The following is a 26,872-nucleotide window of genomic DNA, read 5'->3' on the forward strand; positions in this document are numbered from 1 at the left end:
GAAGCCTTTTACAACGTTAAAACTTTCCAGTAAATCGGTCTGTTCTGTTAAAGCTTCTCCCAGTTCTACGCCGATACTTTCCGGATTTTTCTTCAACTGCTTCACCAAAGGGAAAGTAACAATCGTAAAATCTCCTTCAAATTCTGTTTTATTTTCCTGAACTTCCAGAGTAATGTCTTTCAGTTGAAAAACATTTAAAATAACTTCCGAAAGTTTTTCTTCTATTATATTTTTAATATTCATTGTCTGTTATTTAAAAAACGAATGAGTCTTTTTTCTGCTCTGCAAATATACGGAAATAAAAAAACCGCCCGAAGGCGGTTGACTTTTGTATATTAATATATTTTTTAATTATCCCACCAGACAGGAGCATATAAATCTCCTACAACTGTAGCGTTAGTGTTCAAAGTTCGTTCAGATTTTGGAGTAATTAATCTAAGAGGAATTTTCTTTGACTGACTATTCTGATTAGGTGTCAAGGCAGGAAAGCCTGTTCTTCTCCAATCGTTATACGGCTCCATAGTCGTAAACAATGCAATATACTTCTGAGTAATAATATTTTGTAAGGTGACAGCTGCTGATGCTGTATTTGCAAATGTTGGATTATCTGCTCCCGTAACATCTACTAAAGAAGCACTTACAGCAGCTTTCAATGCCGCCTGAGCAGCCGTTGTATTTCCTAATCTGAACTGAGCTTCTGCCTCTATAAATTTAATTTCACTATAACTAAATATTACATTGGGCGTACTTGCATTTCCAGAAAAATAATTTCCAAATGGTGAAGCATCAGTATCAGCATCTTCTGGAGCAGAACCTGAATAACCTGGTGGATTATGACTATCTAATCCTACAAAATATGCAAGTCTTGGATCATTGTTATTTTTAAGAATATCTACAAAATATTTTCCCATAGACATATAACCTGCTCTTTGGTTATTAAAACCATACCAAAGATTCTGATTATTCCCTCCGTCAAAAGTTGCCACTAAATTATCACTTTTGGAAGTAAATGAGTTTTGAAGATAGTTTAATGCTTTCTGAGCAGCAACTGTACTTCCGTCTCTCTGTGTTAATCTTAAAGCATATCTTGCTTTTAATGCATACGCCAGCTTGTTCCATTTCGCTATATCTCCCCCATAAAAGATATCATTAGAAGAAGGTAAATACTTATTCGCACTTTGAGGTTTAGCAAAATCTACAATTGCAATATCTAAATAAGACTGAATTTGAGAAATAACCTGTTGTTGAGTTTCATATTTAGGATTCAGGTTATTATTGCCTTGAAATGCCTGTGAAAACGGAACATCTCCCCAGGCATCGGTTGCATAACCCACATTCATAGCTAATAATACTCTTGCAACGCCATCATAATAGGGATTCTGAGCTCCAAATTGCGTAATAATCTGATTTAAATTAACTCCTGCCTGATAGATGTTGGTCCAATCTGTCTCAACATCCGTTTCTGTTATAAAATAATTGGTATAATCTAATGACTGGAACTGATTTCCGTTTGTATGCTGTGTGAATAAACTCAAAGTTCTAGGAAGATTGCCCGTAGAATTAATAATAGTTCCTATTTCGCCTCCTGTTAATAAAGTAGTAGGAGTCGATAATTCCGTAGGACTATTGGGATTATCGTTAAACGTATCTATTTCATGTTGGCAAGAATTTAAACTGAGTAGAGCAAACATCGCACTACCTATTATATATGTAAACTTTTTCATAATTAAAATCCGAATTTAAATGTAAAATAATAGCTTCTGGTATTTGGATTATTAAAATAATCGAAGCCCTGAGTATTGGATGCTGAACCAGCAAAAGAGTTTTCAGGATCTATCCCCTTATAATTAGTAATAAGGAAAAGATTTCTGGCGCTTAAACTTAGTTCTGCATTCTTTATAAATGATAAACCCATAGATTGTGAAAAAACTTTACTTAAATTGTAACTTAAGCTAACATCTCTTAATCTTAACCAGTTAATATCTTTCTCAACAGCTGTTTCATTGGCACTACCTGAACCATCTCCCAAATAACTAACATAATACGTTTTATTGGAAATAGCTATATTATTTGGTGTACCGTCTTCTAAAACACCTGGTATTATGTATGTTCCCGTTCTATTATCTGCTGAAGCCTGCGTCATTCCCAATCTATTCAGTCTTGCTAAAGTACCATTCCAAATATCTCCACCTTTTCTAAAGTCTAATAAGAAACTTAATGATATATTTTTATATCTGAAATTATTTCTGAATCCACCAGTCCAATCAGGATTAGGATTTCCGATTAACTGAGATTCAGAATTTAAAATAGGAAGACCATTAGAGCCAATTATTAAATTACCATTGTTATCTTTCTTGTATGAAGAACCATAAAAAACGCCCAAAGGCTGTCCCAAAGATATGGTTGGTGTCAGATTACCACTAAAGTAATCATTGCCCATAGCAGAATTATTTTGAACACCATTTAGATCTGTCACTTTATTCCTGTTAAGAGACCAATTTAGTGTAAAGTCCCAACCAAAATTTTCATTTTTTAAAATATCATAACCAAGACTTAGCTCTAGCCCTTTATTTTCTACTGTCGGTCCATTGGTATAATAACTTGAATATCCTGAAGAAGGTGCTATAGGAAGACGTATTAGCAAATCATAATTAGTAGACTTATAAGCACTAGCATTAAAATGAAGTCTTTTGAGCATCTCCAACTCTAAACCAATTTCAAACTCTTTATTATGTTCTGGTTTTAAATTAGAATTTCTCAGCATTGTAGAAAAACCATAGGCTCCTACACTATTATATGGAGAAGTCAGTTGTGGACCAAATGAATCCGTAAAAAGAGGTGTTGTGTATGGGGTAATTACATTATAGGAGAGTGGTGCTGCATAGGTACTTGCATATGACGCTCTAATTTTTCCTAAGTTTACCCAATCCGGCAATCCTAGTGTTTTGTTAAATAGCCAAGAAGCTGACAAAGATGGATAAAAATAGGAATTATTTGCTTTTGGTAAAGCTGAATTCCAATCGTTTCTAGCTGTTGCCGTTAAATAAAACTGATCATAAAAACCAAATTCTAATGATCCGAAAATCCCCCTTCTGATCTGTTTATAGTCACTATTTTGAGCAGTAAATGTAGAGAAATTACTAAGATTATACTGATTAATTTCAAGCATTGTTGATCCTATACTGTACTGATCATTAAAAAAAGTAGAATTAATCTGACCACCAATATTATAATTCATATTGATATGTTCTGTAATATCAACCAAACCATTGAAAATTAAGTCAAAATTGTATAAACTTTTAGTAAAAGTATCTATAATAACCTGCCCGGATCTGTCCCCCGTAGTATTTCCATTACTAGAAAATGAATAATTTTGCTGTGCGTGAGTAGTAAAAGTATCCACGCCTGCTCTAATAGTTGCATTTAGCCATTTGCTGTAATTGTAATTGACATGTCCATTAAAAATTACTCGATTGGTTTCATCTTTATACGGATTATTGTAAACAGTATAAAATGGATTGTCGTATGCTGCAAAATAATTCTTATTATATCCTTGTGGCGTTTGATAATCTCTTACGTCATAAGTAGACGGCATTCTCAACAAAGAAAGCATTATACCAGACAAATTACTTCCTTTTTGAGCTCTAACTCCAGTGGTATTACTATAAAGAAAATCTGCTCCTGCTTTTAATTTATCTGTAAATTTATATTCGCTATTAATGTTGAAAGATGTTTTTTTCAGACTGGTATTTGGAACAATCCCTGTCTGATCCAAATGACCAAATGAAGCTCTGAAAGTACCATTTTCTCCGCCTCCTGAAAGTGCTAAATTATAATTATTAGTAACTCCGGTTTTATAAAAATTTTTAACATTATCATAAGATTTCAAACCTGGAACACTTGAAATTAATGGTCCCCAAGACTGATTAGTACCTGATGTTAAAGCCAACCCATCTGCTCCGTATTGAGCCGGAGCAATATAGGTAACACCATTAGTACCTGCTGCATAAGTCTTTTGAAGATCAATCATATTACTCAATTCGTCATAACCTACAGTAGTCGAAAAATCTACACCAATACCTTTTCTTTTTTTTCCTTTTTTAGAAACATAAATGATAACTCCATTTCTGGCTCCTTCACCGTATAATGCAGCGGCTGCACCTCCTTTTAGTACAGTTACACTTTCAATATCATCAGGATTAATATCAACCGCTCTGTTAGAATCATCAACACCTCCGATATTAGTTCCGGATCCTGCATTATTATTGTAGGAGTTATCTATAATCTGTCCATCCAGCACAATTATAGGCTGGCTGCTAAGTTCTAGTGATTTCTGTCCTCTGATAACAATTCTACTTGATGCCCCAGGAGTACCTGCCGTTCCGGTTACCTGTACACCTGCAACTTTTCCTGCTAATCCTTGAATTACGTTTGCTTCGCCAGACTTTTGCAAATCTCCACCTCCAATCTGGGACGTGGCATATCCTAAAGCTTTTTTCTCTCTTTTAATACCGAGTGCAGTTACAACCACACCTTCAATTTCCTGTGTTCTTACTGTATCACTCTTCTTCTTCTGAGCCATAGATACAGCTAGAGATGAAGACAAAACAAGAACAAGAACACCTGCCGTCAGTTTTTTCATATCACATTATATTTACTTATCACAAATTTGTATAATTTTATGATTAATACAAAACAATATGTAAGAAAATTAATAAAAATGCATATAAAACAATAAATAATCTATAAAAAATTAATAAAATTTGTTAAAAAAAATAAAATTAACAAATTTTATACAATTTTAACAGATAAAAGCTTTATTAAATTCAAAAATTAAGCTGGTATAAACCAAACACAAAATAAAATAAAAATTAAACTCATTAAAACTGATAAACAATAACTTACAAAAAAGAAAAACGCATTTATCTCTTTTTATAAAGATTAAATACGATGTTTCGCATACATTTTATTGATGAGGAAACTAAAATTTTAACACTTAAAAATAAAAAAACCGCCCGAAGGCGGTTTTATATGTATAATAAAATTTATTTATTATTTTAACCAGAAAGGAGCATACTGACTCGTAGCCGAATACATTTCAGAAATCTGAGGATTTGGTACATTTGCTGAGTTTGCAATATATTCTGATTGAGGATACATTAATCTCTTAGGTCTATCAGGATAGTTGGCACCGATAGGCATTGGTGTTACAGGATATCCAGTCTTAGTATACCCAATATATGTTTCAACAGGGTTAATGTTTGTTAGTGCAATCCATCTTTGGTATTGGATAGCTGCTAATTTGTTATCATTAGTTCCTGTCCATCCAATATTTACTTTTGTGTTTGCATTTGCAATATAGGCAGCTGAGTTTGTAGCTCCTAAGAAAGTAAAGTTATCTGTAATTGCTTCATTAAATCTCGCTTGTCCATCTCCTAAAGCTGCAGTAAACTCAGGATAAGTAAGTGCTGCTTCAGCCTGTAAAAGTTTAGCTTCAGCTAAAGACATAATAATACCATTTTGTACAGATCCATTAGCTGTTGAAAGGTAAAACATTTTTGGACCTAGCGTTGCAAAATCTCCTTCTAAGAAATTAAGATCTTTATTAGAACCTTGCTCAATTCCTTTAAAACCAACAACTGTATAATCAGCTAAACCAGCTTGAGCTAAACCATTATTAATAAATATTCTTGAAGTTCTGGCATCTACCAAACCTGAAGTTCTAGGAGCTAGACCTCTCATATTATCAATAATATGTTTTGAAGCAACAATTAGACGATAAGTAGAGTTTACCTGACCTGAATTAATATCAACTCTTCCAAAATTTCTATATAAAGGATTTTGCTGGTCAGCATTACCAGAAGCATAACCCGGATTAATAGTAATATCAGAAGTAATATAAGAAGTTGTAGCTGTTGATGCTAAACTTGTTTTTAACTGATTTCTTAGAGCTACCATATCAGGATCTGTACACTTAGATAATCTAACAAGAATTCTCAGCTTGATTGTTCTTGCAAACTGCGTCCATTTAGTAAGATCACCACCGTTAATTGGATCTTCAGTTGCAGCAACAGTAGTTCCTCCAGTAGCTCCTAAAGCAGTAATTGCTTTATCTAATTCTGATACCAAGTCTTTATAAATATCCTTACCTTTATCATACTTAGGAGTAGGATTAGACTGTCTTTTAAAAGCATCCGAATAAGGTACATCATTATACAAATCTACAATAGTTTGCATATAGAAAGCTTTCATAATTCTCGCTATTGCAACATGCTTAGGATAATTTGTAACAGCATTTGGTGTCTTAATAATATTATCATAATATCCTGCACCTGCATAGTAACCGTCCCATATCCCATTATAGAAGGTTGAATTAGCAATCATTGCATATTCCTGCTGAAATGGACCTGCATAGTAATAGTTATTACCCGCCCATGCATTCATCATTACATTTCCAAATCTGTTAACAAGTCCTGCCTGAGTTCGATATGTCTGAGTTTCTGCCCCAGGTAATAATTCTTTGGGGGATAACTGATCTAAATAAGCTGAGTTAGGATTTTCATTAACATCTAGATAATCTCTTCCACAAGATGTTAATACTAGTGCTCCTAAAGCTGCTGTAATATATAATTTTAAAGATATTTTTTTCATTATAAAAAGATTAAAAATTAATTGTAGTATTAAAACCAAAAGTTCTTACTGTTGGATACTGATTGATACCAGCAATACCTCTAAGATTCCCAGAGCCTATAGATGTTTCAGGGTCTCCATATCCTTTATTTTCTTTAGCATATTTAAAGAAAGGGTTTCTTGCATAAACTCCAAATGTTAATCCATCAAGACCAATACTTTTTGCCATTTCTCTTCCCAAAGAATAAGAAATTCCCAATTCTCTTACTTTAAAGAATGTAGCGTCTACAATAAAGTTCTCAGCAATTGCACCATAAACATTTGAATAGTAATCTGCTAATCCAACATATGAATCTCCTCCGGATTTAATGGATGTATTAGCAACATATTGCCCTGCAGAATTCATATACACAGAATTAGGAATAATATAACCTCCCTGCGTTCTGTCAAATGATGCTGATTGCTCTAATTGTCCACTGAATGCCATTCCCTGCATTGCTCCTGAATAAAATACACCTCCTTTTCTATATTCCATGTTGGCATAAGCACTAAAGTTTTTATATCTTAAATTAGTACTGAATGTCATGGTATAATCTGGATTAACCTTACCTAACTCAATAAAGTTATTAGTATATAAAGGATCTCCTGTTTGCTCGTTGATAATAATTCTTCCTTGACTATCTCTTTGATAACCAGTACCTTTAATAACAGGGAATTCTTGACCTTTTACAGCGTAAATACCAACGCTTCCTCCTTCATAGATCGCAACCTGATCCTGACCACCTGCAATATCTGTAACTTGCTGCTTAAATTTAGAATAAGTAACAGTAGCATCCCATCTGAAATCCGACGTTTTTATTGGAGTAACTGTTAAAGAAGCTTCCATACCTCGGTTTCTCAGATCACCCACGTTGGTAAGCTTACTATTAATACCTGAAGCACTTGAAGCTACTGCTCTACTAATAAAGTCTGTAGTCTTAGTTTCATAAATGTTAAAATCTACTAAAACTCTGTCTTTGAAAAAGCCTAAACCTAAATCAACTTCTTTAGAATTAGTAAATTCTGGAGTTACATTATAATCTGCTGGTCCAGAATTAGGTAAAAAACCAACAGTATTACCTAAAGGATATCCTGTAGCCAGAACTGCTGTATTTTCTATAGCATAAACAGATACCGGATCATTCCCGATTCTCGCCCAAGATCCTTTTAACACTAATCTACTTAATGTATCATTTTGGAAATCAAATGCTTTTAAAGGCAAGAAAGAGAAACCTGCTGAAGGATAGAAATATGAATATTTAGAATCTATACTAGCATCTGAATTTAACAATCTTGAAGTCCAGTCATTTCTACCAGTAATATTTACAGTTAAATAATCTTTATAACTCAAATCTATGTTAGCAAAAATAGCATTTCTTCTTTCAATAGATCTTGTATTATTAAGGCTATTTGGGTTAGTTGGTGTAGTTAAATTCCAAACAGTATATACTCCAGGAATTTTTAACCCTGATCCTCCAGCTGAAGTCACTTTGGAATTAGTCTGTTGTACGTTAAATCCAATTGTAGCATTCATATTAAGACCTTCAAACAAATCATAATCAAAATTTGCCATTAAGTCATTATATACATATCTGCTAATTGCATTTTGCTGAGATAATGTTGAAGCAAATGCAGTTGGTGCAGGACTAAAAAGTACAGTATTATTAACTCCGTTAGACCATCCATCATTCCAGTTTAAAACATCTGTAGATGTTGTTTGAACCGTTCCATTATCTCTTAGAGTTATATGATCATTAATCTTATAACCCACATTAATAGTACCATTCATCAAATCTACTTTTGAAGTATTTCTTTGATGCTTGATACTCCAATAAGGATTTTGGTAATAAATATTCCATCCCCATGGCAGGTTAGTATAATTTTTAAATGATGTAATTGGAATTTCAGCAGACGACTGTAATAAATATCTGAAAATTAACGGATCTGTAGTGCTTACAGATTCATTACTGTATTGTACAGTACCATCTAAAGTCCACTTGTCTTTTTTCATACCTGCTTTAAACATTCCGTATGTTTTTTTAGAGGTATCATCCATTACGATGAACTCTCTGTCCTGTCTGTTTAATGATAAGGAAGCATATCCTTCTGCATCACCAGCAGCAACAGTAACGCCATTATTAAAAGTAGTTCCTGTTTGGAAAAAACTCTTAACATTATCTTTTGACAAAGGTGAAAAAGCACTTTTTATAGTAGCTGCAGCATCCTGAGTAGGAACATCACCAGACGGATTCACAGTAATAATCCCGTCTCCGTTTACATCATAAGCAGGAACTCCGATTGCAACCATTTGACCAGCATAAGTAGGGTTGTTGAAGGCTGGTCCCCAAGATCCATTTTCTACGTGAATTCTATCTCCATCCCATCCCTGACCGTATAAATTTTGACGGGTTGGAACAAATGCCACACGATCAAAATCAATATTACTATTAAGAGTAATATTTACTTTTCTTTTGCCACTACCTTTTTTAGTTGTCAAGATAATAGCACCGTTTAACCCCTGAGGTCCATAAATAGCAGCACCCTGAGTACCGGATAATATCGTACTTGATTCAATTAAGTTAGGAGGTATCCTCTGCATAATTGCAACTGAAGATATAACACCATCGATTACAATTAGCGGAGAAGTACTACCAGTAACTGTTCTTGCTCCTCTTATTTGAATATCATAACTACTATTAACTCCAGAGTTACTGGTATTAATCTGAACGTTAGGAGCTTTTGCTGTAAGAGCTTGTAATACGTTAGGACTCGCTGCTTGATTCATCTTTTCGCTGCTAATAACTACAGCTGGGTTAGTTTGAGAATCTAGCTTTCTTTGAATCCCCAAGGCTCCGGTAATGATTACCTCACCAATTTTTTGTTCTCTAGTAACTGTATCATTTTTTGCTTTCTGTGCACTTACGACTGCAACTGAAGAAGACATAGCTAATAGGAGAATACTTACTGTTAATTTCTTCATATTTAAATTGATTATTTTTTATTATTTGCAAATATGTAAAACTTTCTTAAAGTAACCAAATATTTTGTTAAAAATCTTTAATATTGCATGATTTTACTTGGGTGAAATAGCGAAAATTATGGATTTAATAAAAAAATGGTCGATTTTTTATGTTGAGGCAGGTTGCGATGAAGTGGGTCGAGGCTGTTTATCCGGACCTGTAGTCGCTGCTGCAGTAATTTTAGATGAGAATTTTAACCAAAATTTGGTTAACGATTCTAAAAAGTTAAATTTTAAGACTAGAATGGATCTTGACAGTTATATCAAAGATAATGTAAAAGATTACGCAATTGCAGAACTTTCTCCTGCTTTTATAGACCAGCACAATATACTGAATGCAAGTATTCATGCAATGCATCAGGCTTTGGATAAACTAATCATCAGACCGGAGCTGATTTTAGTAGACGGGAATAGATTTCATCCATACAATTTTATTCCTCATGAATGTATTATCAAAGGAGATTCTAAAGTATTATCAATTGCTGCGGCTTCTATATTGGCAAAAAATTACAGAGACAAATTAATGATTGAGCTTCATGAAAAGCATCCTGAATACGGCTGGAACACAAACTTTGGCTATGCTACTAAAAAACATCAGGAAGCACTGATAAAATTCGGGCCGACAAAACATCACAGGCAGTCTTTCAGGTTGAAATATGACTAATATTAAGGATTTAAAATAAAAAAGAGAGGCAAAATTTAAATTTACCTCTCTTTTTTATTCTCAGAAATTTTATTTCTTTTTCTTCTGCTGCTCCTGATATTTTTGCTGCTCCTGAGCTTTCTCCATCATTTCTCTCATTCTCTTCTGGAACTTCCCTTCCGTTTTCGGCTTTTCTTTATTCGCCTGAATCTGTGCATGGATTTTCTTTTCATCGAGAATTACATATTTAATTACAAGGATTATTAAAATGTTAATCGCATTCGAAACAAAATAATACCATGAAAGACCGGATGCCGAAGTATTCAGGAAGAATAAGAATGTAACCGGGAAGATATACATTAAGACCTTCATATTAGGCATTCCCTCTTGTTGCGGCTGTTGCATATTTCCTGAAGTCATTACAGTATAAATTAAAATCACCACAGTACAGGCCAAAGCAAAAATACTTAAGTGATCTCCCAAGAAAGGCACTTTAAATGGCAATTTTATCAAATCATCATAAGCCGTTAAATCTTTTGCAAACCAGAATCCTTTACCTCTTAAATCTATAAAATTCGGGAAGAAACGGAATAATGCATAGAAAATAGGAATCTGCACCAACGCCGGCAAACATCCCGCCATCTGATTAACTCCGGCTTTTCGATAGACCTCCATTGTAGCCTGCTGTTTTTTCATCGGATCTGCATCCTTAAACTTGGCATTCACCTCATCAATTTCCGGACGGATTACTCTCATCATCGCGCTTAATTTGTGCTGTTTGTACATAATCGGCGATAAGATTAATTTAACCAAGATGGTCAGTAAAAAAATTGCCCAACCTGCAGTTAATCCCCAAGATGCGATAAAGTTATAGATAGGAATAAAGAACCCTCTGTTCATCCATCCGATGAAAGACCATCCTAAAGGAAGAATTTCATCAAAGTTTTTATCATATGTTTTTAATAATGGTAAATCCAAAGGCATGAAATACCATGTGAAATCCTGATTCAGCTCACTTCCTGTCATCTGAACAAAACCTTCATAGTTTAATTTTTTCAGATACTCTCCTTCTTCAATGGCTTCCTGATTTCCTTTACTTTGGGTAAACCCTGTTTTAGATTCAATCACAGAAGCAAAGAACTGTTGTTTAACCCCGATCCAGTTAAGTGTTTCTTTGTCTTCATCCATCGTTGTTCTTCCATCATAATCATAGTCTTTATAATTATTGAAAGCATACGAGAATTCCGAGTGAGACTGTTCCTGCGCTCTACCCTTCTCAAGGTTTCTTACGCTGTAATCCCAAATGAAGTCTGCCTTATTGTCGGAAGTAATTTTAGCAAGCCCCTGAGTTCTTACTTTAAAATCTAAAGCATACTGATCTTTCAGTTCCGCTTTTGGATTATTATTTAATGAATATACAAACTGAATAACAGCACCATTATAATTCGCCGTTAAGGTCGCAACATTTCCATTGACAACAGGAGCAAAAACTAAATCTTTAGTATTAATAATTTTCCCCGTCTTGTCTTTAAACTGAAAACCGTAGTTAGAGTTATTTTTTGTAATCAGGTAAAGCGGAAGATCTGCATTATCTGTCTTACGATCATATGCCTTATATTTTGCAAGTTCCACTTTAGAAACCTGCCCTCCTAAACTGTTGAATTCAATTTTCAATTCATTGTTTGCAAGCGTTGCCGTCTGAATTGAGCCGGGAGTTACATTTGGATTGATATTGGTTGCCTGAGTCTGTTTTACGGCATTTTTAGCCTGTTCAGTTTTCTGCTGCTGAGCTTTTACTGCGTCTTCCTTTGATTGCTTGTTTTGGAAATAAAACATGAAACCAAAAAGAACTAAGCATAAAACCGCAAAACTAATAATCTGACTTTTATCGAGTCCGTTGTTCTGTTGCATTTTATTTTAATTAAAATTTTACCTATTAAATAATATATAGTAAACGTTATACATTTTCGAGTCGACAAAAATACTGTTTTTTTATCAAAACTCTATGCTATAATATATTACTATATAATAAACTCAGGCTGAGAATAATCAGTCTGAGTTTATTTATGACGTTTGTAATTTTTAAATTACTTTATTTTGAAGTACAGGCTTTAATAAAAGCTCTGAATAAAGGATGCGGTGTTGCAACCGTACTCTTGTATTCCGGGTGATACTGAACTCCCACATAAAAAGGATGATCCGGCATTTCCAACGCTTCCACCAATCCGGTTTCAGGGTTTGTTCCTGTCGCTAAAAAACCGTTTTTCTCGAATTCTCCAATGTAATCACTGTTGAATTCATATCTGTGACGGTGTCTTTCCGTGATATTTTTTGCTCCGTAGATTTCGTTTAATTTAGAACCGTTTTTCAAAGAACATTTCCATGCTCCAAGACGCATGGTTCCGCCTTTATCTACTACATTTTTCTGTTCTTCCATCAAAGAAATTACAGGATGCTCCGTAGAAGTATCGAATTCCATAGAGTTCGCTTTAGTGTATCCTAAAACATTTCTTGCAAATTCAATCGTCATGATCTGCATTCCAAGGCAAATTCCCAACATCGGAATTTTATTTTCTCTTGCATATTGAGCCGTAAGAACTTTTCCTTCAATTCCTCTGTCGCCAAAACCCGGTGCAACCAAAATTCCGCTAACTCCGGATAAAGTTTCTTTAATATTTTCAGAAGTTAAATCTCCACTATAAACCCATCTCACCTTCACTTCCGTTTCAAGATCTGCTCCGGCATGTTTGAAAGCCTCTGCAATGGAAATATAAGAGTCCTGAAGAGAAACATATTTTCCAACCAACGCAATTTCGATAGATTTTTTAGGATTCTGGAATTTCTTTAAGAATGATTTCCAGTCTTTAAGATCCGCTTCTTTATCACTTTTCAGATCCAATTCTTTAAGAACCACATCGTCAAAATTTTGTTTCTGAAGGTACATTGGAACTTCATAAATTGTATCCAGATCTTTACATTCAATAACATTATCTAAAGGTACGTTACAGAACTGAGCCAGTTTCGCTCTCTGATCTTTCGGGATCTTATGTTCCGTACGGCAAACCAAAACATCCGCCATAATTCCGCTCTCCATCAACTGACGAACAGAATGCTGAGAAGGTTTTGTTTTTAACTCTCCGCTTGAAGCCAGATAAGGCAATAAAGTAAGGTGAATTACCATAGAATTATTCTCCCCCAATTCCCATTTTAACTGACGAACTGTTTCAATGTAAGGCAAAGATTCTATATCTCCCACGGTTCCGCCGATCTCCGTAATAATGATATCGTAGTTCTGTTTGGATAAGATTTTAATTCTGCGTTTGATTTCGTTCGTAATATGAGGAATTACCTGAACCGTTTTTCCAAGGAAGTCTCCTTTTCTTTCCTTTTCGATTACCGTCTGGTAGATTTTTCCTGTTGTAACGTTGTTGTTTTGGGAAGTCGGCGCATCAAGATAACGCTCATAGTGTCCTAAATCCAGATCCGTCTCCGCGCCATCTTCGGTTACGTAGCATTCTCCATGTTCGTAAGGATTCAAAGTTCCCGGATCAATATTAATATAAGGATCAAGCTTTTGAATAGTTACGTTGAAGCCACGCGATTTTAGTAGAAGTCCAAGAGAAGCTGAAACGATTCCCTTTCCCAAAGATGAAGTTACACCTCCTGTCACAAAGATGTACTTTGTATTCTTTTTACTCATTAGATTAGGTTTGTGCAAAGTTAGGGGAAAAAGAAATACAAAGCAATTTTGGATGAAGTTTAATCCAAATGTTTATTTGATAATAAAATTAAAAATCCAAAAATCGTTTTAATTTTTACTGCTTGAAAAGGCTTTTCAGAGTAATTAATTTAATAAATCTTTAGCAAATTAAAATTTCATTAAAAATTGATTCATAAATCCTTCTTTCTCCAAAATAATAAAAAAGGTTTCCAAAACTGAAAACCTTCTATTTATATTTATAATTATACAAATTATATTTTGATCATTTCAAAATACAGATTAACATCCACGTCTTTAGCAACTCCTGTTCCTGTAGGATCATATTTAATATCGTAATCCAAACGGTTTATGGTAAAACTTGTCTGGAAACCCATCACTTCTTTCCCCTGCTGGTTTTTCGCAATTCCGCCAAAAGTTACGGGAACAGTGACATCTCTGGTTACATCTTTTATAGTTAATTTTCCTTTCAGAATGTAGGTGTTATTTTTATCCTTCTTCATGGAAGTTGTTACGAAACTCATCGTTGGATATTTTTCTGCACTAAAAAAATCTTCGCTTTTCAAATGCTTATCCCTCATTTCAACTCCCGTATTAATAGTGTTTACCTCAACCGTAAAATTAAGGTCTGCATTTTCTAAAGTATTGCCTTTTGTGGAAGCTTTCCCGTCAAACTTATCAAATCTTCCCTGCACAAAGCTGATTCCCATGTGTTTGATGTTGAAATTAACAGAAGAATGCATCGGATCTACCGCCCAGTCTGTCTGCGCAAAACTAAAAATATTGAGCAGAGTAAATACGAAAGTTAAAAATACCTTTTTCATTATATATTATTTTGAATTAATTCTAAAGTAAAAGTAATCTATTATAACGTAAAACAAGCCCTGATTAGTTTTTCGATTTTGTTAAAATTATTTTTGAATAAATTAAATGAAACAAAAACATCAATATCAATATAATCAATGAATTCGCATACATCATGACCATCAAAAGATTTTCATTACTCGAATTTGTAAAATAAGCAAAAGGATTGTTCCCTGAAATGATTAAAAATAACAAATAAATAGCTTCAAATAAAATAGCGATCCTAGAAATTGAATGATAACTTTTTCTAAAAATAATCACAGTGATCAAACCGATTGCAGTAATTACAGAACAAAAGATTAAAATTAAATAAGAATACATCCCAAAATCTCCACCGGGCAAACTTAGAAACCTCACCGTCCATTCTGTAAACTGAGCATGCAAAAGCGACATTACCACAAAAATCAGCAAACTCAAAAAAATATTTTTCATGGTTGAAAATTAATTAAAATTCGAAAGAAAAATTCAAAAAAAATTTTGAACTTCGCAGTATGGCAAAACTCAAAACAGCATATTTCTGTCAGAACTGCGGAACCCAGTATTCCCAATGGATGGGACAGTGCAAAAACTGCGGACAATGGAATACTTTGGTGGAAGAAGTCGTGGAAAAAACAACTTCACACAAAACACCACCCTTTTCGAAGACCAAACAGCACGTCATCAATATCGTAGAAGTTGAAACCAATGAAGAACCGAGAATAAAAACACCTTCCGAAGAACTCAACCGGGTTTTGGGTGGCGGAATTGTTTTAGGATCCGTTACGCTGATCGGCGGAGAACCGGGAATTGGTAAGTCTACCCTGCTTCTTCAACTCGCTCTGAAAATGAAGAAAAAAGTCCTCTATGTTTCGGGGGAAGAAAGTGCTTCTCAAATTAAAATGAGAGCCGATCGTCTGACTGACATCCAAAATCCAAACTGTTTTTTATTCACAGAAACTAATCTGGAAAAAATTCTTCATGAAGCTAAAAAACTGGAGCCCGACTTTGTGATTATCGATTCCATTCAGACATTGCAGTCACAACTGATTGAAAGTTCGCCGGGAACGGTTTCCCAGATCCGCGAATGTTCCAATGAAATTATTAAATATGCCAAAGAAAACAACGTTCCTGTGTTTTTGGTAGGTCACATCACCAAAGACGGTCAAATTGCAGGACCGAAAGTTCTGGAACACATGGTGGATGTGGTTTTGAATTTCGACGGCGACAGAAATCATCTTTTCAGATTATTGAGAGCCAACAAAAACCGTTTCGGATCGACTTCCGAGATCGGGATTTATGAAATGATCTCTCAGGGTTTAAAGGAAATTAAAAATCCATCGGAAATCTTAATCACCAAAAAATTTGAAGAACTTTCCGGAAATTCTGTAGCCGTGACACTGGAAGGAAACCGTCCGATGCTGTTGGAAATTCAGGCTTTGGTAAGTACCGCAGTTTACGGAACACCGCAAAGAAGTTCCACAGGTTTTGATGCCAAAAGACTGAATATGCTTCTTGCAGTTCTGGAAAAAAGAGCAGGTTTTCAGTTAGGAGCAAAAGACGTTTTCTTAAATATTACCGGAGGAATAAAAACCGATGATCCGGCTCTGGATTTGGCAGTTGTAGCTTCCATTCTTTCATCGAATGAAGACATTGCGATTTCTGAACATTATTGTTTTGCGGGAGAAATTGGTTTAAGCGGTGAAATCCGCCCGATTGCACAAGCGGAACAGAGAATTACCGAAGCGGAAAAGTTGGGCTACGAAAAGATTTTTATTTCTAATCTGAACAAATTACCGAAGAAAAAATTCGGGATTAAAATAGAAGAAGTAAGCAAAATCGAGGATTTTCACGAGAGGTTATTTTAATTAAAAAACACAAAATATTAAATGATGAAAACCAGCATCCTCAATTATTATAACCATCTTGCAAAAACCTATGACGAAAACCGTTTCGGGAATTCCTACGGAAAATATATCGATGAACAGGAAAGAGCTTTTTTAAATTCCTTTTTTAGAAATAAAAGTTATTCAAAAATTCTGGATTTAGGTTGTGGGACAGGAAGACTGCTGAATTTTGCCACTCACGGCGCAGATTTCAGTGAAGAAATGCTGAATATTGCCCGAAAAAAATATCCTGAAAAAATTTTAGCCAAAGGAGAAATCTCAAAAATCCCTTTTGCGGATGAATTTGACTGTATTTTCTGTTTCCATGTCATTATGCATCAAAACAGAAAGGAAACGGAAGCTTTTTTGGATGAATGCTTTTCGAAATTAAACAAAAACGGAACTTTAATTTTCGATTTTCCCACGAAAAACAGACGAAAAGTTGTTTCTCCACAGGAAGATTGGCACGCTGGAAACAGTTTTACACCCAAAGAAATTTCTGAATTAGCCGGAAAACGATGGAAAATTAAAAATTCAACCGGAATTTTACTGTTCCCGATTCATAGAATTCCTAAAAGTCTAAGAAAATATTTTCTTCTGCTGGATATTTTGCTGTGTAAAACATTCCTGAAAAACTGGGCTTCTTATCACATTGCTGTTTTAGAAAAGATATGAGGCAGCAATTACGAAAACTTCTTCCACATGGTTTTAAACTGCAATGGAAATTATTGAGAAGATATATTAACGAAAGCAAAACCCAATATTCTTATCCGAAATATTACAGCTCAGAAAATATTGGAGAATATAAAACTGAACTCCGGCAAATCATCAGGAAAGGAGAATTTTATGAGAACAAACTTCATAATCTGAAGATTGTGGGAGAAAAAATCAACCATCTGATTATTCATCCCAACGAAGTTTTTTCTTTCTGGAAACTGATCGGAAAACCGAATGAAAAAAATAATTTTAAAGAAGGACGAAATTTAATTAAAAATCATATTTCGAGTGATTTTGGAGGCGGAATTTGTCAGTTTTCTTCAATTTTATACTTCTTAGCATTACAGTCAGGTTTAAAAATCATTGAAAGATTTCCTCATTCCATAGACATTTATAAAGATCATGAGCGTTTTACGCCTTTAGGTTCAGATTGTACCGTAGTTTATGGCTACAAAGATTTACAGTTTCAGAATACTTTTTCATTTCCGGTTCAGTTGCAATATTTTGTGAATGATGAAGAACTTTCTGTCTGTTTTCTTTCACCGAAAGAAATCGTTTTGAATACAATTGATTTTAACTATTCTGAAACAGAAAACGGAGTCTGGGTTGAAACTTTACAGAACGGTAAAGTTTTGCTTAAAAATTTCTATATTCGTTTATGAATTATTTGGCGCATTCCTTTCTTACTTTTACAGACGGACAGATTGTCGGTCAGTTTTTGGAAGATTTCATTAAAAACAGAGACCGTTATTCTTTTCCGAAAGATATTCAGGACGGGATCACTTTACACCGCGCTATTGATACTTTTACAGACGGTCATCCTGCCATTCATGAAGCAAAAAAAGTTTTTGCACCTTTGGTAAGATTGTATGCCGGAGCTTTTGTGGATGTTTCTATGGATTTTTTTGTAGCCAATGATTTAAGTCTGAATTCTCTGGAAGGCTGGAAAAATCATTCCCAAAAAGTATATCGTGTTCTGAATGAAAATTATGAATTTCTTCCCGAAAATTTCAGAATCATGCTTGAAAAAATGGAAGAAGGCGATTGGCTTTACAACTACCGTTTCGAGAAAAACATCGGCTACAGTATGAGAAACGTTTTGAACAAAGCAAAATATTTAAACCTTGATATTCCCGTTCACGAAGCTTTTTTAAAGAATAAAGATTTTCTTCAGGAATGTTATGATGATTTTTTTCCTGATTTATTGGAACATGCCAAAGGAATCAATGCACTTTTACAACTCGAAAATTAATTTTTAAAACTGCTGAAACAAATAACGGTTCGGATAAGTTAATTTTTCACTTTTTCGGTTTCCGTTAACAATGATGTGAATAATATTGATCTGATCGTCAAATAAATTATACAGAAAACTTACCGCTGCTTCTACTTTTTTCGGGTTGTCGATTTTTTCAGATTCAAGGTAAATATTTACCGATTCATGATCTTCTTCATAGCCTACATAATTAACATTCAGAAATTTATTATTGCCTTTTAATTTAAAATATTCCGCGGAATAATTTTTAAGAGATTCGTTGAGCTGTGCTTTGAATTTCGGATCGTTGAAATGAAGCGATTTGCTGTATTTATTGTTCAGTCCGTTTTCCAGATCATCCAGAAAAAACCGTCCTGTAATTTCAAACGTTTTGGATTTCTGGTTATAATTAATTTCTACAGAACCTACATGATAAGGATGTTTTGCCTTTGTAAAAGAGAAAAATATAAGTAAAACGGTAAAGAAGAAAAACAGTTTTTTCATTGTAATAATTCAAGGATTTTTTGTGGATCTTGTCGCATATCGAAGAACAGTAGAACTTTAATTTTAGTCTCGTTTTCTTTTCGGAAAAACATTCCTACGTGTTTTTTGCCGATTAAAACACACTCTCTTAAGAAATTCGATATTCTCGACTAAAGTTTTTTTTTGCTATTTCTGAGAATTTAATCTGCATATTTCGTCATCAATAAATTTAAAGAAATCCTTTTTCGAGATCATATCTTTTTCCTCAAGGCTGTCTGCGTAATCCGCAAGTTTATCTATAAACCATTTCGGTGTTCCGTCTTCATAAAATTCTTCCTCTTCTTTTACAGAAACAGATTTCACTCCTTTTATTTTCTCTAAAAGTTGTTTGATAAAGACAAAATCTTCAGCATTTTCTAATTCTATATTAACAAGCATACCATTGAATTTTATAACAAAGTTAAAATAAATTTTGTATCATCGCGTTTCAAAAATAATATTGGAAAAATGCAGGATTTTTTATTCTATCTGAATCTCGGCTGGGAACACATTATTTCTTTGGATGCACTCGATCATCAGCTTTTTGTTCTGGCTTTAATTGCGGTATATTCTTTTAACGACTTAAAGAAAGTTTTAATTCTTGTCACCGCTTTCACCATCGGACATTCCATTACTTTGGCATTAAGCACTTTTGATATCATAAGAATCAATTCAGACTGGGTAGAATTTCTCATTCCGTTGACGATTGTTTTAACTTCGCTGAATAATATCCTCATTCGGAATAAAAAACAGTCTCAGAATAACGCCAATTACTATTTAGCCTTAATTTTCGGACTGATCCACGGAATGGGCTTTGCAAATACCGCAAGAGTGATGATTGCCAAAAGCCAGAGTATTGCTGTTCCTCTTTTGGGGTTTAATATCGGGTTGGAATTGGGACAGATTGCCATTGTTTTCGGGATTTTAATACTGCTCTTTATTTTGCTTAAACTATTCAAAGTAAATCAGAAAGACTGGATCCTTTTTGTCTCTTCCGGAGTATTTGCTTTATCCTTAAAAATGACATTAGAAAGAATTCCTTTTTAACGCTGAAACATTTTCAAATTTTCAGCTACTTATTATTATATTTGAAAATCTTTAAAACAATTTCGGTTATGAAACTAAAAGTTGCCATACTTTCTCTTTCTGTATTTGCGTATACAGGTTTCACCGCACAAAATATCCAGAACAATCCTGGAAGCAACCACGGAAACAAATTCGAGCAGTTAGGAACCATTCTTCCTACGCCTAATATCTACAGAACCGCTTCCGGAGCTCCCGGTCATGGTTATTGGCAAAACAGAGCCGATTACGAGATCAATGCTTATCTGGACGAAGACAAAAGGAATCTGAAAGGTTCTGAAACCATTACGTATTACAATAATTCTCCGGACGATCTGGATTATATCTGGCTGCAACTGGACGAAAACCAACAATCAACGGTTAAGAAAGCGGACTTCCCTTTCTCTTCTACCCTTCCGAAAGCGGCAACAGACCAACAATTGAAAGCTTCTGAAGTTCCGGCAGTTGATAACGGATATGGAGTAAATCTTGAAAAAGTAACCGATGCTTCAGGAAATCCTTTGAAATATACCGTCAATAAAACCATGATGCGTATTGATCTTCCTAAAGTTCTGAAAAAAGGAGAAAAACTGGTTTTCAAAGTAGACTGGAACTACAATATCCCGAACCGAATGAAAATGGGAGGTCGTGGCGGTTACGAAAACTTCCCCGAAGAAGGAAACGATCTTTATACGATGACGCAATGGTATCCGAGAATGTGCGTATACAGCGATTTCCACGGATGGCAGAATCACCAGTTTACAGGAAGAGGCGAATTTGCCCTGGTTTTCGGAAATTTTAAAGTTTCGATGAATGTTCCCGCAGATCATGTGGTGGGAGGAACAGGAGAATGTAAAAACTATGATCAGGTCTTAACATCTGAGCAATTGGCAAGATACAACAAGTCTAAAACTTCTACTGAACCTGTAGAAATCGTGACTCTGGATGAAGCTAAAAAAGCGGAGAAAAATCATTCCAAGCAGAGAAAAACATGGACTTTTGAAGCGAATGACGTAAGAGATTTCGCATGGACTTCTTCAAGAAAATTTGTGTGGGACGGAATGGGCGTTACGATTCCTGAAAACAACAATAAAGTAATGGCAATGAGCTTTTATCCTAAAGAAGCTTATGGATTATACAGAAAATATTCAACCAAAGCAGTTGCACATACAATCAAAACCTACTCAGAATTCACGATTCCTTATCCTTATCCTGTCGCACAGTCTGTAGAAGCAGCAAACGGAATGGAATATCCTATGATCTGCTTCAATTACGGAAGAACGGAAAAAGACGGAACCTATTCAGAAGGAATTAAAAACGGAATGTTGGGCGTTGTAATTCACGAGGTGGGACATAACTTCTTTCCGATGATCATTAATTCAGACGAAAGACAATGGAGCTGGATGGACGAAGGTTTAAATACTTTCGTGGAATATCTTACCGAAGAAAAATGGGACAATAAATTCCCTTCAAAAAGAGGTCCGGCGTGGACGATCGTTGATTACATGAAACTTCCGAAAGATCAGCTGGAGCCAATTATGAGTAATTCTGAAAACATTATTCAGTTTGGTCCGAATGCGTATTCCAAACCGGCAACCGGATTGAATATTCTTCGTGAAACGATCATGGGAAGAGAGCTTTTTGATAAAGCTTTTAAAACCTATGCTAAAAGATGGGCTTTCAGACATCCTGAACCTGCAGATTTTTTCAGAACGATGGAAGACGCAAGCGGTGAAGATCTGGACTGGTTCTGGAGAGGATGGTTCTACGGAACGGATCCTGTAGATATCGCGATTGATAAAGTGACGATTGCAACTCCGGATCTGAATACTGCTCCAAGAGAAGCCAAAGAAAATAAATATAAAGTTGATAAACCTGCCCTGAACGACTTTGAAGATATTTCAAAAATCAGAAACAGAGAAGATAAAAACATTACTTTCTATGTAGACAAAGACAAGGAAGCTCAGGATTTCTATTACAGATACGACAGAGGTCAGGAAAAAGTGGATAACGATAAGGAATACGTTTCTAAATTCGACGGCACCGAACCTTTAACGCAGAAAGAAAAAGATAAATTTAAAAATCTTACCGCTTATCAGATCGATTTTGTGAACAAAGGAGGTTTGGTAATGCCGATTATTTTAGAATTTACTTTTGAAGACGGAACAAAACTTACCGACAAATCTTCTGCACAGATCTGGAGAATGAACGAGCAGAAAGTTTCTAAAACGTATTACTTTGAAAAGAAATTAAAATCTGTTCAGCTTGATCCGATGAGAGAAACTGCCGATATTGATACTTCCAATAATTTCTGGAGCAATGACGGCGGAACGGCACAGGTTTCCAAATTTGATCTGTTCAAACAGAAAGAAACAGGAAATGCAAGAGGCGCTTCTAACGGAAAAGTAAACCCGATGCAGGCTGCAGGGAAAAAATAAAATTTTCCATCAAAGCATATCCATAACTGTAAAAGTTATATTTTTAAAACAGATATTTTCTGAAAACGTAAGATTTATTTATTTTTCTTTCTTTTCAAAAAGTATCTGTTTTATTTTATCTTATCTTATTTTCTGTAGAAACAGATCCAGATCATCTTCTTTTCCCAACCCTAATTTCTGTTTAATTCTGTATTTTGCCACTCTTACACTTTTGGCTTCTATATGAAATAAACCTGCAATCTGCTTCGTATTCATCTGTAAATGAAGACAGGCGCAGTATTTCATGTCTAACTGCGAAAGTTTCTGCACAGATTTATCATGGAGTAAGTTGAAAAAATCCGGATGTAGTTGCTGTACCTGAGATTTTATTTCGGCAAAATCATGATCTCTGAGCATTTCTTCTTTGATGAGCTTATTGATCTGATGGGTTTCTCCTTCGTTAGCTTTAGCTTTAATCTGCTGAAGCATTTCATTTTTTTTAGAAAGCTGCAAACTGCTTGCTATCATTTCTTTTTGAAGCTGGCTTTGTTTTATGGCTAAGAGTTCATGCTCCAGATTAAGCCTTGCTTTTTCTTCTTTTTCGAATTTTGCCTGCAATTCGGCTTCCTGCTTTTTAGCTTCCAGTTCTTTTGCTCTTTGTGTAGAGTATTTAAGTTTGTAATGATAAGAACGGAACATGAATCCCAATCCTGGTAAAGTAGCCCCAAAAATTCCAAGATAAAGATAATTTTGCAGCATTCTGCTCTCTGCCCTTTCCTTCAATGTTGCCAATTCTGTATTTTTCTTCTCTACTTCGTATTGGATCTCTAATTTCTGGGCATTTTTTATTTGTTCCTGATTATTAATTTTTCCAATAACATCCTGCAGCTTTTTTTGGTAGACAAATGCTTTGTTGAAATTTTTCTTTTTTTCATATAAATTGACCAAAGCCTGATAATCATTCATCCAGGTATAGTAGTAGGGAGGATTTTTCTGAAGCATTTTTTCTTCTGCCAAAAGATAATATTTCTCTGCCTCTGCCAAATCGCCTTCATTTTCTGCATATGCACCTTTTATTCCGTATACATTGGTGAGATAATCATATTTAAGAGGATGATTTTTTACTGTTTGTTCTACTATCTGTAAATAATGGTTTATTTTTCTTTTAGTATCACTATTTTGAGGAAGATAAGCTAAAGAAAAGGTAGCAAGATTAATGTTCATTCTGGAATAGGCAGTGTAGCCAATCTCTTCCGGATATTTTTCGCAGAGGTTATTTATCTTCTCTGCAAAATAAAATACACTGTCTTTGTATTTTTTGCTTTTGGTTGCAAATTCCATATGATCGTAATAATGCATTTCTGCGTCATATGCATCTATTATACAATTAACATTTTTCGATTTTTCTGCATTCTTCAATGCCAGATGAGCATATATTTTTACCTTATCCTGTTTTCCCCACTGTTCATAGGCATAATATATATCCCAGTACAGCAAAGACAACAGTCTGTAATCTTTTTTAATTTTAAGAAAATGAATTCCTTTCTGTGCATCGCGGATGGACAAGTCCAGTATTTCATTGTGTTTATAGAAGTAGGAACTTGCTGATAAAGCCACAGCATTTGCGAGATCATCTTTTGATTTTTCGGCAAAATATAAAGACTTGCTTATCGCATTTTTAGCCGTTTTTACATTGTCATTAAACGTGAAGATCTTACTTAGAGAAGCATATTCGTACGCCAGAGCAACATCATCATTTTTAGGCTCTGATATTGAAATTGCTTTATTTATAAGTCTTAAAGACGTTGAAAAATCCTCATTTAATCTTGAAAGTTCGGCATCTTTCAGAAGTTTTACAACTTTTATATCTTTCACCTGTGCCTGGAGATAAAATACGTTCAAAAGAATCAGTATTAAAAAAATAATTTTCTTCATATTGGGTTTTAAAATGTAATGAAAAACTTCAGCAGTTAATCCGATTAGCTTCAGGAAATGATATCAGAAGCAACGGGAAAGTTCAGCATATTTTTCTCTGATTGATATTTTTTGTCTCAAAAGAGCAATAATTTAGTCTTTATAATCCCATTTTTCTTTTTGCTTTTGACAGAAGATGGTTAATCATGTACCTGCTTATAGTTTTTCATATTACAAAATTATATTATTTAGGAACAGATAATGAAATCGAATACAATTTCAAAACACTTCTAAAAAACTAAACATCAGCAATTTAAAAATCATGTAGTCACTTTGTAGTCACACCTGTTACTACAGGTAGCCGTTTTGTGGTATCCTTTTTTATTGCTCGGCTGACAATTTAAAAGAGTTTTGCATTAAGATTTTAAATAAAAAATGTAAACCAATAAATATCAGCTTTTAAATAATGAACACAAAAAAGACGGCAAAATTATTTCTTATATTCATTTCGGGTCTTGCAACAGCACAGATCGGTATTAATACTCCTAATCCGTTAGACACTTTTCATGTTGACGGCGGAAAAGATAATCCATCATCCGGAATTCCGACAACAGATCAGCAATCCAATGATTTTATTGTGACCAAAACAGGAAAAGTAGGAATAGGAACGACAACGATAGGCTCCGGTCATATGCTGGAAATTGTGGGTCCTACCAATCAGATTCCAAACATTCAGGAAGCAAGTGCGGATATTTATATGATTCCGGGATCTTTACAGGAAAAATCTACTCTAAGAGTGGCTAATTTTCAGGGAAAGGAAACTCAGGTCACAACTTTTGACGGATCTTATACCGGAACCAGAGGAGATGGAATACCTTACGCTAATCTGGGGGTTTACTTTTCCAACGGAGACAATATTAGCCATGAGCTAAGAAGCACAATAGGAGGAAGCCACTATTTTGTAATCAATTCCAGAACAATTACTACGATGACGGCTTCCGGAAATGTAGGGATGGGGATTGTAAACAATGTGGGAAATCTTGCTCCGGTAAGCACTTTGGACGTAAAAGGTTCTGTGGGCGGAAATATCAGAGCTTTGTCTTCGGGAACTGTTGCAGATAATGATTTCACGCTATTGGTTCAGGGTTCAGTAAGTCTGCCTGCTGCAAGTTCCGCCAACATAAGACGTATATATTATCTTATTAACGATACATCCGCCTCACAAACTGTTTCAGGAAATTTCAGATTGAACGGAAATATTTTTAACTCCTATACACTTAATAATTCTGACGGAGGAAGAGGTATTTCTGTACAAAGTGACGGAAATAACTGGATCATAATTTCTAAGTTTTAAATAAAAACCTTACACTTTAAAAACACAAATCAATAATAAAAGTAAATTTCCATTCACGCAGTGTTGTTTTAACCAAATCACAATTTTATTAATCATCTAAAAATAATTTCATCATGGACAGAAAAAATGCAGCAATCATTTCTTACCTCACCATCATCGGATGGCTGATTGCGTATCTGATTACAAACGGCGACAAAAGAGATTCTTTTGTAAAATATAATTTGAAACAGTCTTTCGGGCTTATTATTTCACAATTTGCTTTTGGTATTGCCGCAGGCATTCTGACTTCAATAATGCCATCATTATCATTTATCAACTATTTTGCAATTGTATTTTTGATATTATGGATTTTCGGAATCATTAATGTTGTAAATTCAGTAGAAAAGCCAATTCCTGTGATCGGCAGGTTATTTGAAGATAAATTTAATTTCATCAAATAAATAACAGGAATTTGGAACTGTTAACGTACATTTTAGTACCGTTTTTTATCGCTCTTTTGTTTAAAAAATTAATGTTAACAAAGAAATCTTTAACCTATTTATTTACTACATTTATTATTTTGATATACCCTTTTTTGCTATTCTCTTTGGAGGATTTTCTGAACTTTGCAGATCAAAAATCAAGATGCGGAAACATTCAGGGTTTATTTGTTATCGGAAATACTGTAATTTATTTACCTGTTGCTTTATTGCTGCAATATTTTTTTAATAAATGGCTTGTTAAATTTAAGAACACAAATGACTAAAATACTGTAACTTTTACATAAAGGGCACAACTAATTATTAAAAAAATTCATGAGACTATTTCTGATCCTTTTAATAATGAGCAGTGCCCAAATTTTTGCTCAGAAAACTGTTAC

The 26,872-nt window shown here is 34.4% G+C and carries 19 protein-coding genes and 1 pseudogene; 9 read left to right on the forward strand and 11 right to left on the reverse strand.

The features are described 5' to 3' along the window. From WFK35_RS06810 to WFK35_RS06830, 5 genes and pseudogenes are all read right to left on the reverse strand, one after another. Positions 1 to 243 (reverse strand): annotated as a pseudogene (locus WFK35_RS06810) (arginine--tRNA ligase); the annotation flags it as partial. A gap of 104 nt (positions 244 to 347) precedes the next feature. Beyond that, complete coding sequence (locus WFK35_RS06815) at positions 348 to 1,724, reverse strand: SusD/RagB family nutrient-binding outer membrane lipoprotein (protein ID WP_336731978.1); 1,377 nt, start codon at positions 1,722 to 1,724, stop codon at positions 348 to 350. A gap of 2 nt (positions 1,725 to 1,726) precedes the next feature. Beyond that, positions 1,727 to 4,642: a SusC/RagA family TonB-linked outer membrane protein gene (locus WFK35_RS06820; RefSeq protein WP_336731980.1), complete on the reverse strand. Its 2,916-nt coding sequence runs from the start codon at positions 4,640 to 4,642 to the stop codon at positions 1,727 to 1,729. 410 nt (positions 4,643 to 5,052) lie between these two features. Beyond that, complete coding sequence (locus WFK35_RS06825; protein ID WP_336731982.1) at positions 5,053 to 6,651, reverse strand: SusD/RagB family nutrient-binding outer membrane lipoprotein; 1,599 nt, start codon at positions 6,649 to 6,651, stop codon at positions 5,053 to 5,055. A 10-nt stretch (positions 6,652 to 6,661) separates the two neighbouring features. Further along, entirely contained in the window at positions 6,662 to 9,649 is a 2,988-nt protein-coding gene (locus WFK35_RS06830) for a TonB-dependent receptor domain-containing protein (RefSeq protein WP_336731984.1), read from the reverse strand. Positions 9,650 to 9,767: 118 nt separating this feature from the next. On the opposite strand from WFK35_RS06830, the gene WFK35_RS06835 reads away from it, so the two are divergent. Continuing rightward, positions 9,768 to 10,352 (forward strand): ribonuclease HII, encoded by a 585-nt coding sequence (locus WFK35_RS06835; RefSeq protein WP_336731986.1) that lies wholly within the window; start codon positions 9,768 to 9,770, stop codon positions 10,350 to 10,352. A 69-nt stretch (positions 10,353 to 10,421) separates the two neighbouring features. Here the strand turns inward: WFK35_RS06835 and yidC are convergent, their stop codons facing one another. The 3 genes from yidC to WFK35_RS06850 form a co-directional block, all read right to left on the reverse strand. Continuing rightward, positions 10,422 to 12,242: a membrane protein insertase YidC gene (gene yidC, locus WFK35_RS06840; protein ID WP_336731987.1), complete on the reverse strand. Its 1,821-nt coding sequence runs from the start codon at positions 12,240 to 12,242 to the stop codon at positions 10,422 to 10,424. 181 nt (positions 12,243 to 12,423) lie between these two features. Next, positions 12,424 to 14,031, reverse strand: a complete 1,608-nt coding sequence (locus tag WFK35_RS06845) for a CTP synthase (RefSeq protein ID WP_235129615.1) — start codon at positions 14,029 to 14,031, stop codon at positions 12,424 to 12,426. 272 nt (positions 14,032 to 14,303) lie between these two features. After that, positions 14,304 to 14,873, reverse strand: coding sequence for a YceI family protein (locus WFK35_RS06850; RefSeq protein WP_336731988.1), 570 nt, complete (start codon positions 14,871 to 14,873; stop codon positions 14,304 to 14,306). 531 nt (positions 14,874 to 15,404) lie between these two features. Here WFK35_RS06850 and radA point away from each other — a divergent pair. From radA to WFK35_RS06870, 4 genes are read left to right on the forward strand one after another with little or no spacing between them, the layout of a single operon-like run. Beyond that, a complete protein-coding gene (gene radA / locus WFK35_RS06855) occupies positions 15,405 to 16,757 on the forward strand; it encodes a DNA repair protein RadA (protein ID WP_336731989.1) in 1,353 nt (450 codons plus the stop codon). Between the two features lie 24 nt (positions 16,758 to 16,781). Further along, entirely contained in the window at positions 16,782 to 17,450 is a 669-nt protein-coding gene (locus WFK35_RS06860; RefSeq protein WP_336731991.1) for a class I SAM-dependent methyltransferase, read from the forward strand. Continuing rightward, a complete protein-coding gene (locus WFK35_RS06865; protein ID WP_336731992.1) occupies positions 17,447 to 18,154 on the forward strand; it encodes a VanW family protein in 708 nt (235 codons plus the stop codon). The genes WFK35_RS06860 and WFK35_RS06865 overlap by 4 nt, the downstream gene beginning before the upstream one ends. Then, a complete protein-coding gene (locus tag WFK35_RS06870; protein WP_336731993.1) occupies positions 18,151 to 18,744 on the forward strand; it encodes an acyl carrier protein phosphodiesterase in 594 nt (197 codons plus the stop codon). Before WFK35_RS06865 ends, WFK35_RS06870 begins: the two co-directional genes overlap by 4 nt. 3 nt (positions 18,745 to 18,747) lie before the next feature. On the opposite strand, the gene WFK35_RS06875 is transcribed toward WFK35_RS06870, so the two are convergent. Both WFK35_RS06875 and WFK35_RS06880 read right to left on the reverse strand, forming a co-directional pair. Beyond that, positions 18,748 to 19,248, reverse strand: coding sequence for a DUF6702 family protein (locus WFK35_RS06875; protein WP_336731995.1), 501 nt, complete (start codon positions 19,246 to 19,248; stop codon positions 18,748 to 18,750). 165 nt (positions 19,249 to 19,413) lie between these two features. Continuing rightward, positions 19,414 to 19,665, reverse strand: a complete 252-nt coding sequence (locus WFK35_RS06880; protein WP_336731997.1) for a hypothetical protein — start codon at positions 19,663 to 19,665, stop codon at positions 19,414 to 19,416. 69 nt (positions 19,666 to 19,734) lie between these two features. On the opposite strand from WFK35_RS06880, the gene WFK35_RS06885 reads away from it, so the two are divergent. Beyond that, positions 19,735 to 20,313, forward strand: a complete 579-nt coding sequence (locus tag WFK35_RS06885; RefSeq protein WP_336688534.1) for a HupE/UreJ family protein — start codon at positions 19,735 to 19,737, stop codon at positions 20,311 to 20,313. A 68-nt stretch (positions 20,314 to 20,381) separates the two neighbouring features. Next, positions 20,382 to 22,766: a M1 family metallopeptidase gene (locus WFK35_RS06890; RefSeq protein WP_336731998.1), complete on the forward strand. Its 2,385-nt coding sequence runs from the start codon at positions 20,382 to 20,384 to the stop codon at positions 22,764 to 22,766. A gap of 120 nt (positions 22,767 to 22,886) precedes the next feature. Here the strand turns inward: WFK35_RS06890 and WFK35_RS06895 are convergent, their stop codons facing one another. Further along, positions 22,887 to 24,680, reverse strand: a complete 1,794-nt coding sequence (locus tag WFK35_RS06895) for a hypothetical protein (protein ID WP_336732000.1) — start codon at positions 24,678 to 24,680, stop codon at positions 22,887 to 22,889. A gap of 445 nt (positions 24,681 to 25,125) precedes the next feature. On the opposite strand from WFK35_RS06895, the gene WFK35_RS06900 reads away from it, so the two are divergent. Both WFK35_RS06900 and WFK35_RS06905 read left to right on the forward strand, forming a co-directional pair. Then, positions 25,126 to 26,013, forward strand: a complete 888-nt coding sequence (locus WFK35_RS06900; RefSeq protein ID WP_336732002.1) for a hypothetical protein — start codon at positions 25,126 to 25,128, stop codon at positions 26,011 to 26,013. Positions 26,014 to 26,126: 113 nt separating this feature from the next. Continuing rightward, complete coding sequence (locus tag WFK35_RS06905) at positions 26,127 to 26,453, forward strand: DUF4870 domain-containing protein (RefSeq protein WP_336732003.1); 327 nt, start codon at positions 26,127 to 26,129, stop codon at positions 26,451 to 26,453. Positions 26,454 to 26,872 lie beyond the last annotated feature (419 nt).

This window comes from Chryseobacterium sp. VD8, assembly GCF_037149975.1.
GTDB lineage: Bacteria > Bacteroidota > Bacteroidia > Flavobacteriales > Weeksellaceae > Chryseobacterium > Chryseobacterium indicum.

Coding starts and splice junctions, on each gene's coding strand:
- WFK35_RS06850 (WP_336731988.1), bottom strand. CDS start 14,873: ATGAAAAAGGTATTTTTAACTTTCGTATTTACTCTGCTCAATATTTTT.
- WFK35_RS06825 (WP_336731982.1), bottom strand. CDS start 6,651: ATGAAAAAAATATCTTTAAAATTATATATTACAGCAGCTTTAGGAGCA.
- WFK35_RS06905 (WP_336732003.1), top strand. CDS start 26,127: ATGGACAGAAAAAATGCAGCAATCATTTCTTACCTCACCATCATCGGA.
- WFK35_RS06835 (WP_336731986.1), top strand. CDS start 9,768: ATGGATTTAATAAAAAAATGGTCGATTTTTTATGTTGAGGCAGGTTGC.
- yidC (WP_336731987.1), bottom strand. CDS start 12,242: ATGCAACAGAACAACGGACTCGATAAAAGTCAGATTATTAGTTTTGCG.
- WFK35_RS06895 (WP_336732000.1), bottom strand. CDS start 24,680: ATGAAGAAAATTATTTTTTTAATACTGATTCTTTTGAACGTATTTTAT.
- WFK35_RS06880 (WP_336731997.1), bottom strand. CDS start 19,665: ATGCTTGTTAATATAGAATTAGAAAATGCTGAAGATTTTGTCTTTATC.
- WFK35_RS06845 (WP_235129615.1), bottom strand. CDS start 14,031: ATGAGTAAAAAGAATACAAAGTACATCTTTGTGACAGGAGGTGTAACT.
- WFK35_RS06860 (WP_336731991.1), top strand. CDS start 16,782: ATGAAAACCAGCATCCTCAATTATTATAACCATCTTGCAAAAACCTAT.
- WFK35_RS06865 (WP_336731992.1), top strand. CDS start 17,447: ATGAGGCAGCAATTACGAAAACTTCTTCCACATGGTTTTAAACTGCAA.
- WFK35_RS06820 (WP_336731980.1), bottom strand. CDS start 4,642: ATGAAAAAACTGACGGCAGGTGTTCTTGTTCTTGTTTTGTCTTCATCT.
- WFK35_RS06830 (WP_336731984.1), bottom strand. CDS start 9,649: ATGAAGAAATTAACAGTAAGTATTCTCCTATTAGCTATGTCTTCTTCA.
- WFK35_RS06890 (WP_336731998.1), top strand. CDS start 20,382: ATGAAACTAAAAGTTGCCATACTTTCTCTTTCTGTATTTGCGTATACA.
- WFK35_RS06875 (WP_336731995.1), bottom strand. CDS start 19,248: ATGAAAAAACTGTTTTTCTTCTTTACCGTTTTACTTATATTTTTCTCT.
- WFK35_RS06870 (WP_336731993.1), top strand. CDS start 18,151: ATGAATTATTTGGCGCATTCCTTTCTTACTTTTACAGACGGACAGATT.
- radA (WP_336731989.1), top strand. CDS start 15,405: ATGGCAAAACTCAAAACAGCATATTTCTGTCAGAACTGCGGAACCCAG.
- WFK35_RS06815 (WP_336731978.1), bottom strand. CDS start 1,724: ATGAAAAAGTTTACATATATAATAGGTAGTGCGATGTTTGCTCTACTC.
- WFK35_RS06900 (WP_336732002.1), top strand. CDS start 25,126: ATGAACACAAAAAAGACGGCAAAATTATTTCTTATATTCATTTCGGGT.
- WFK35_RS06885 (WP_336688534.1), top strand. CDS start 19,735: ATGCAGGATTTTTTATTCTATCTGAATCTCGGCTGGGAACACATTATT.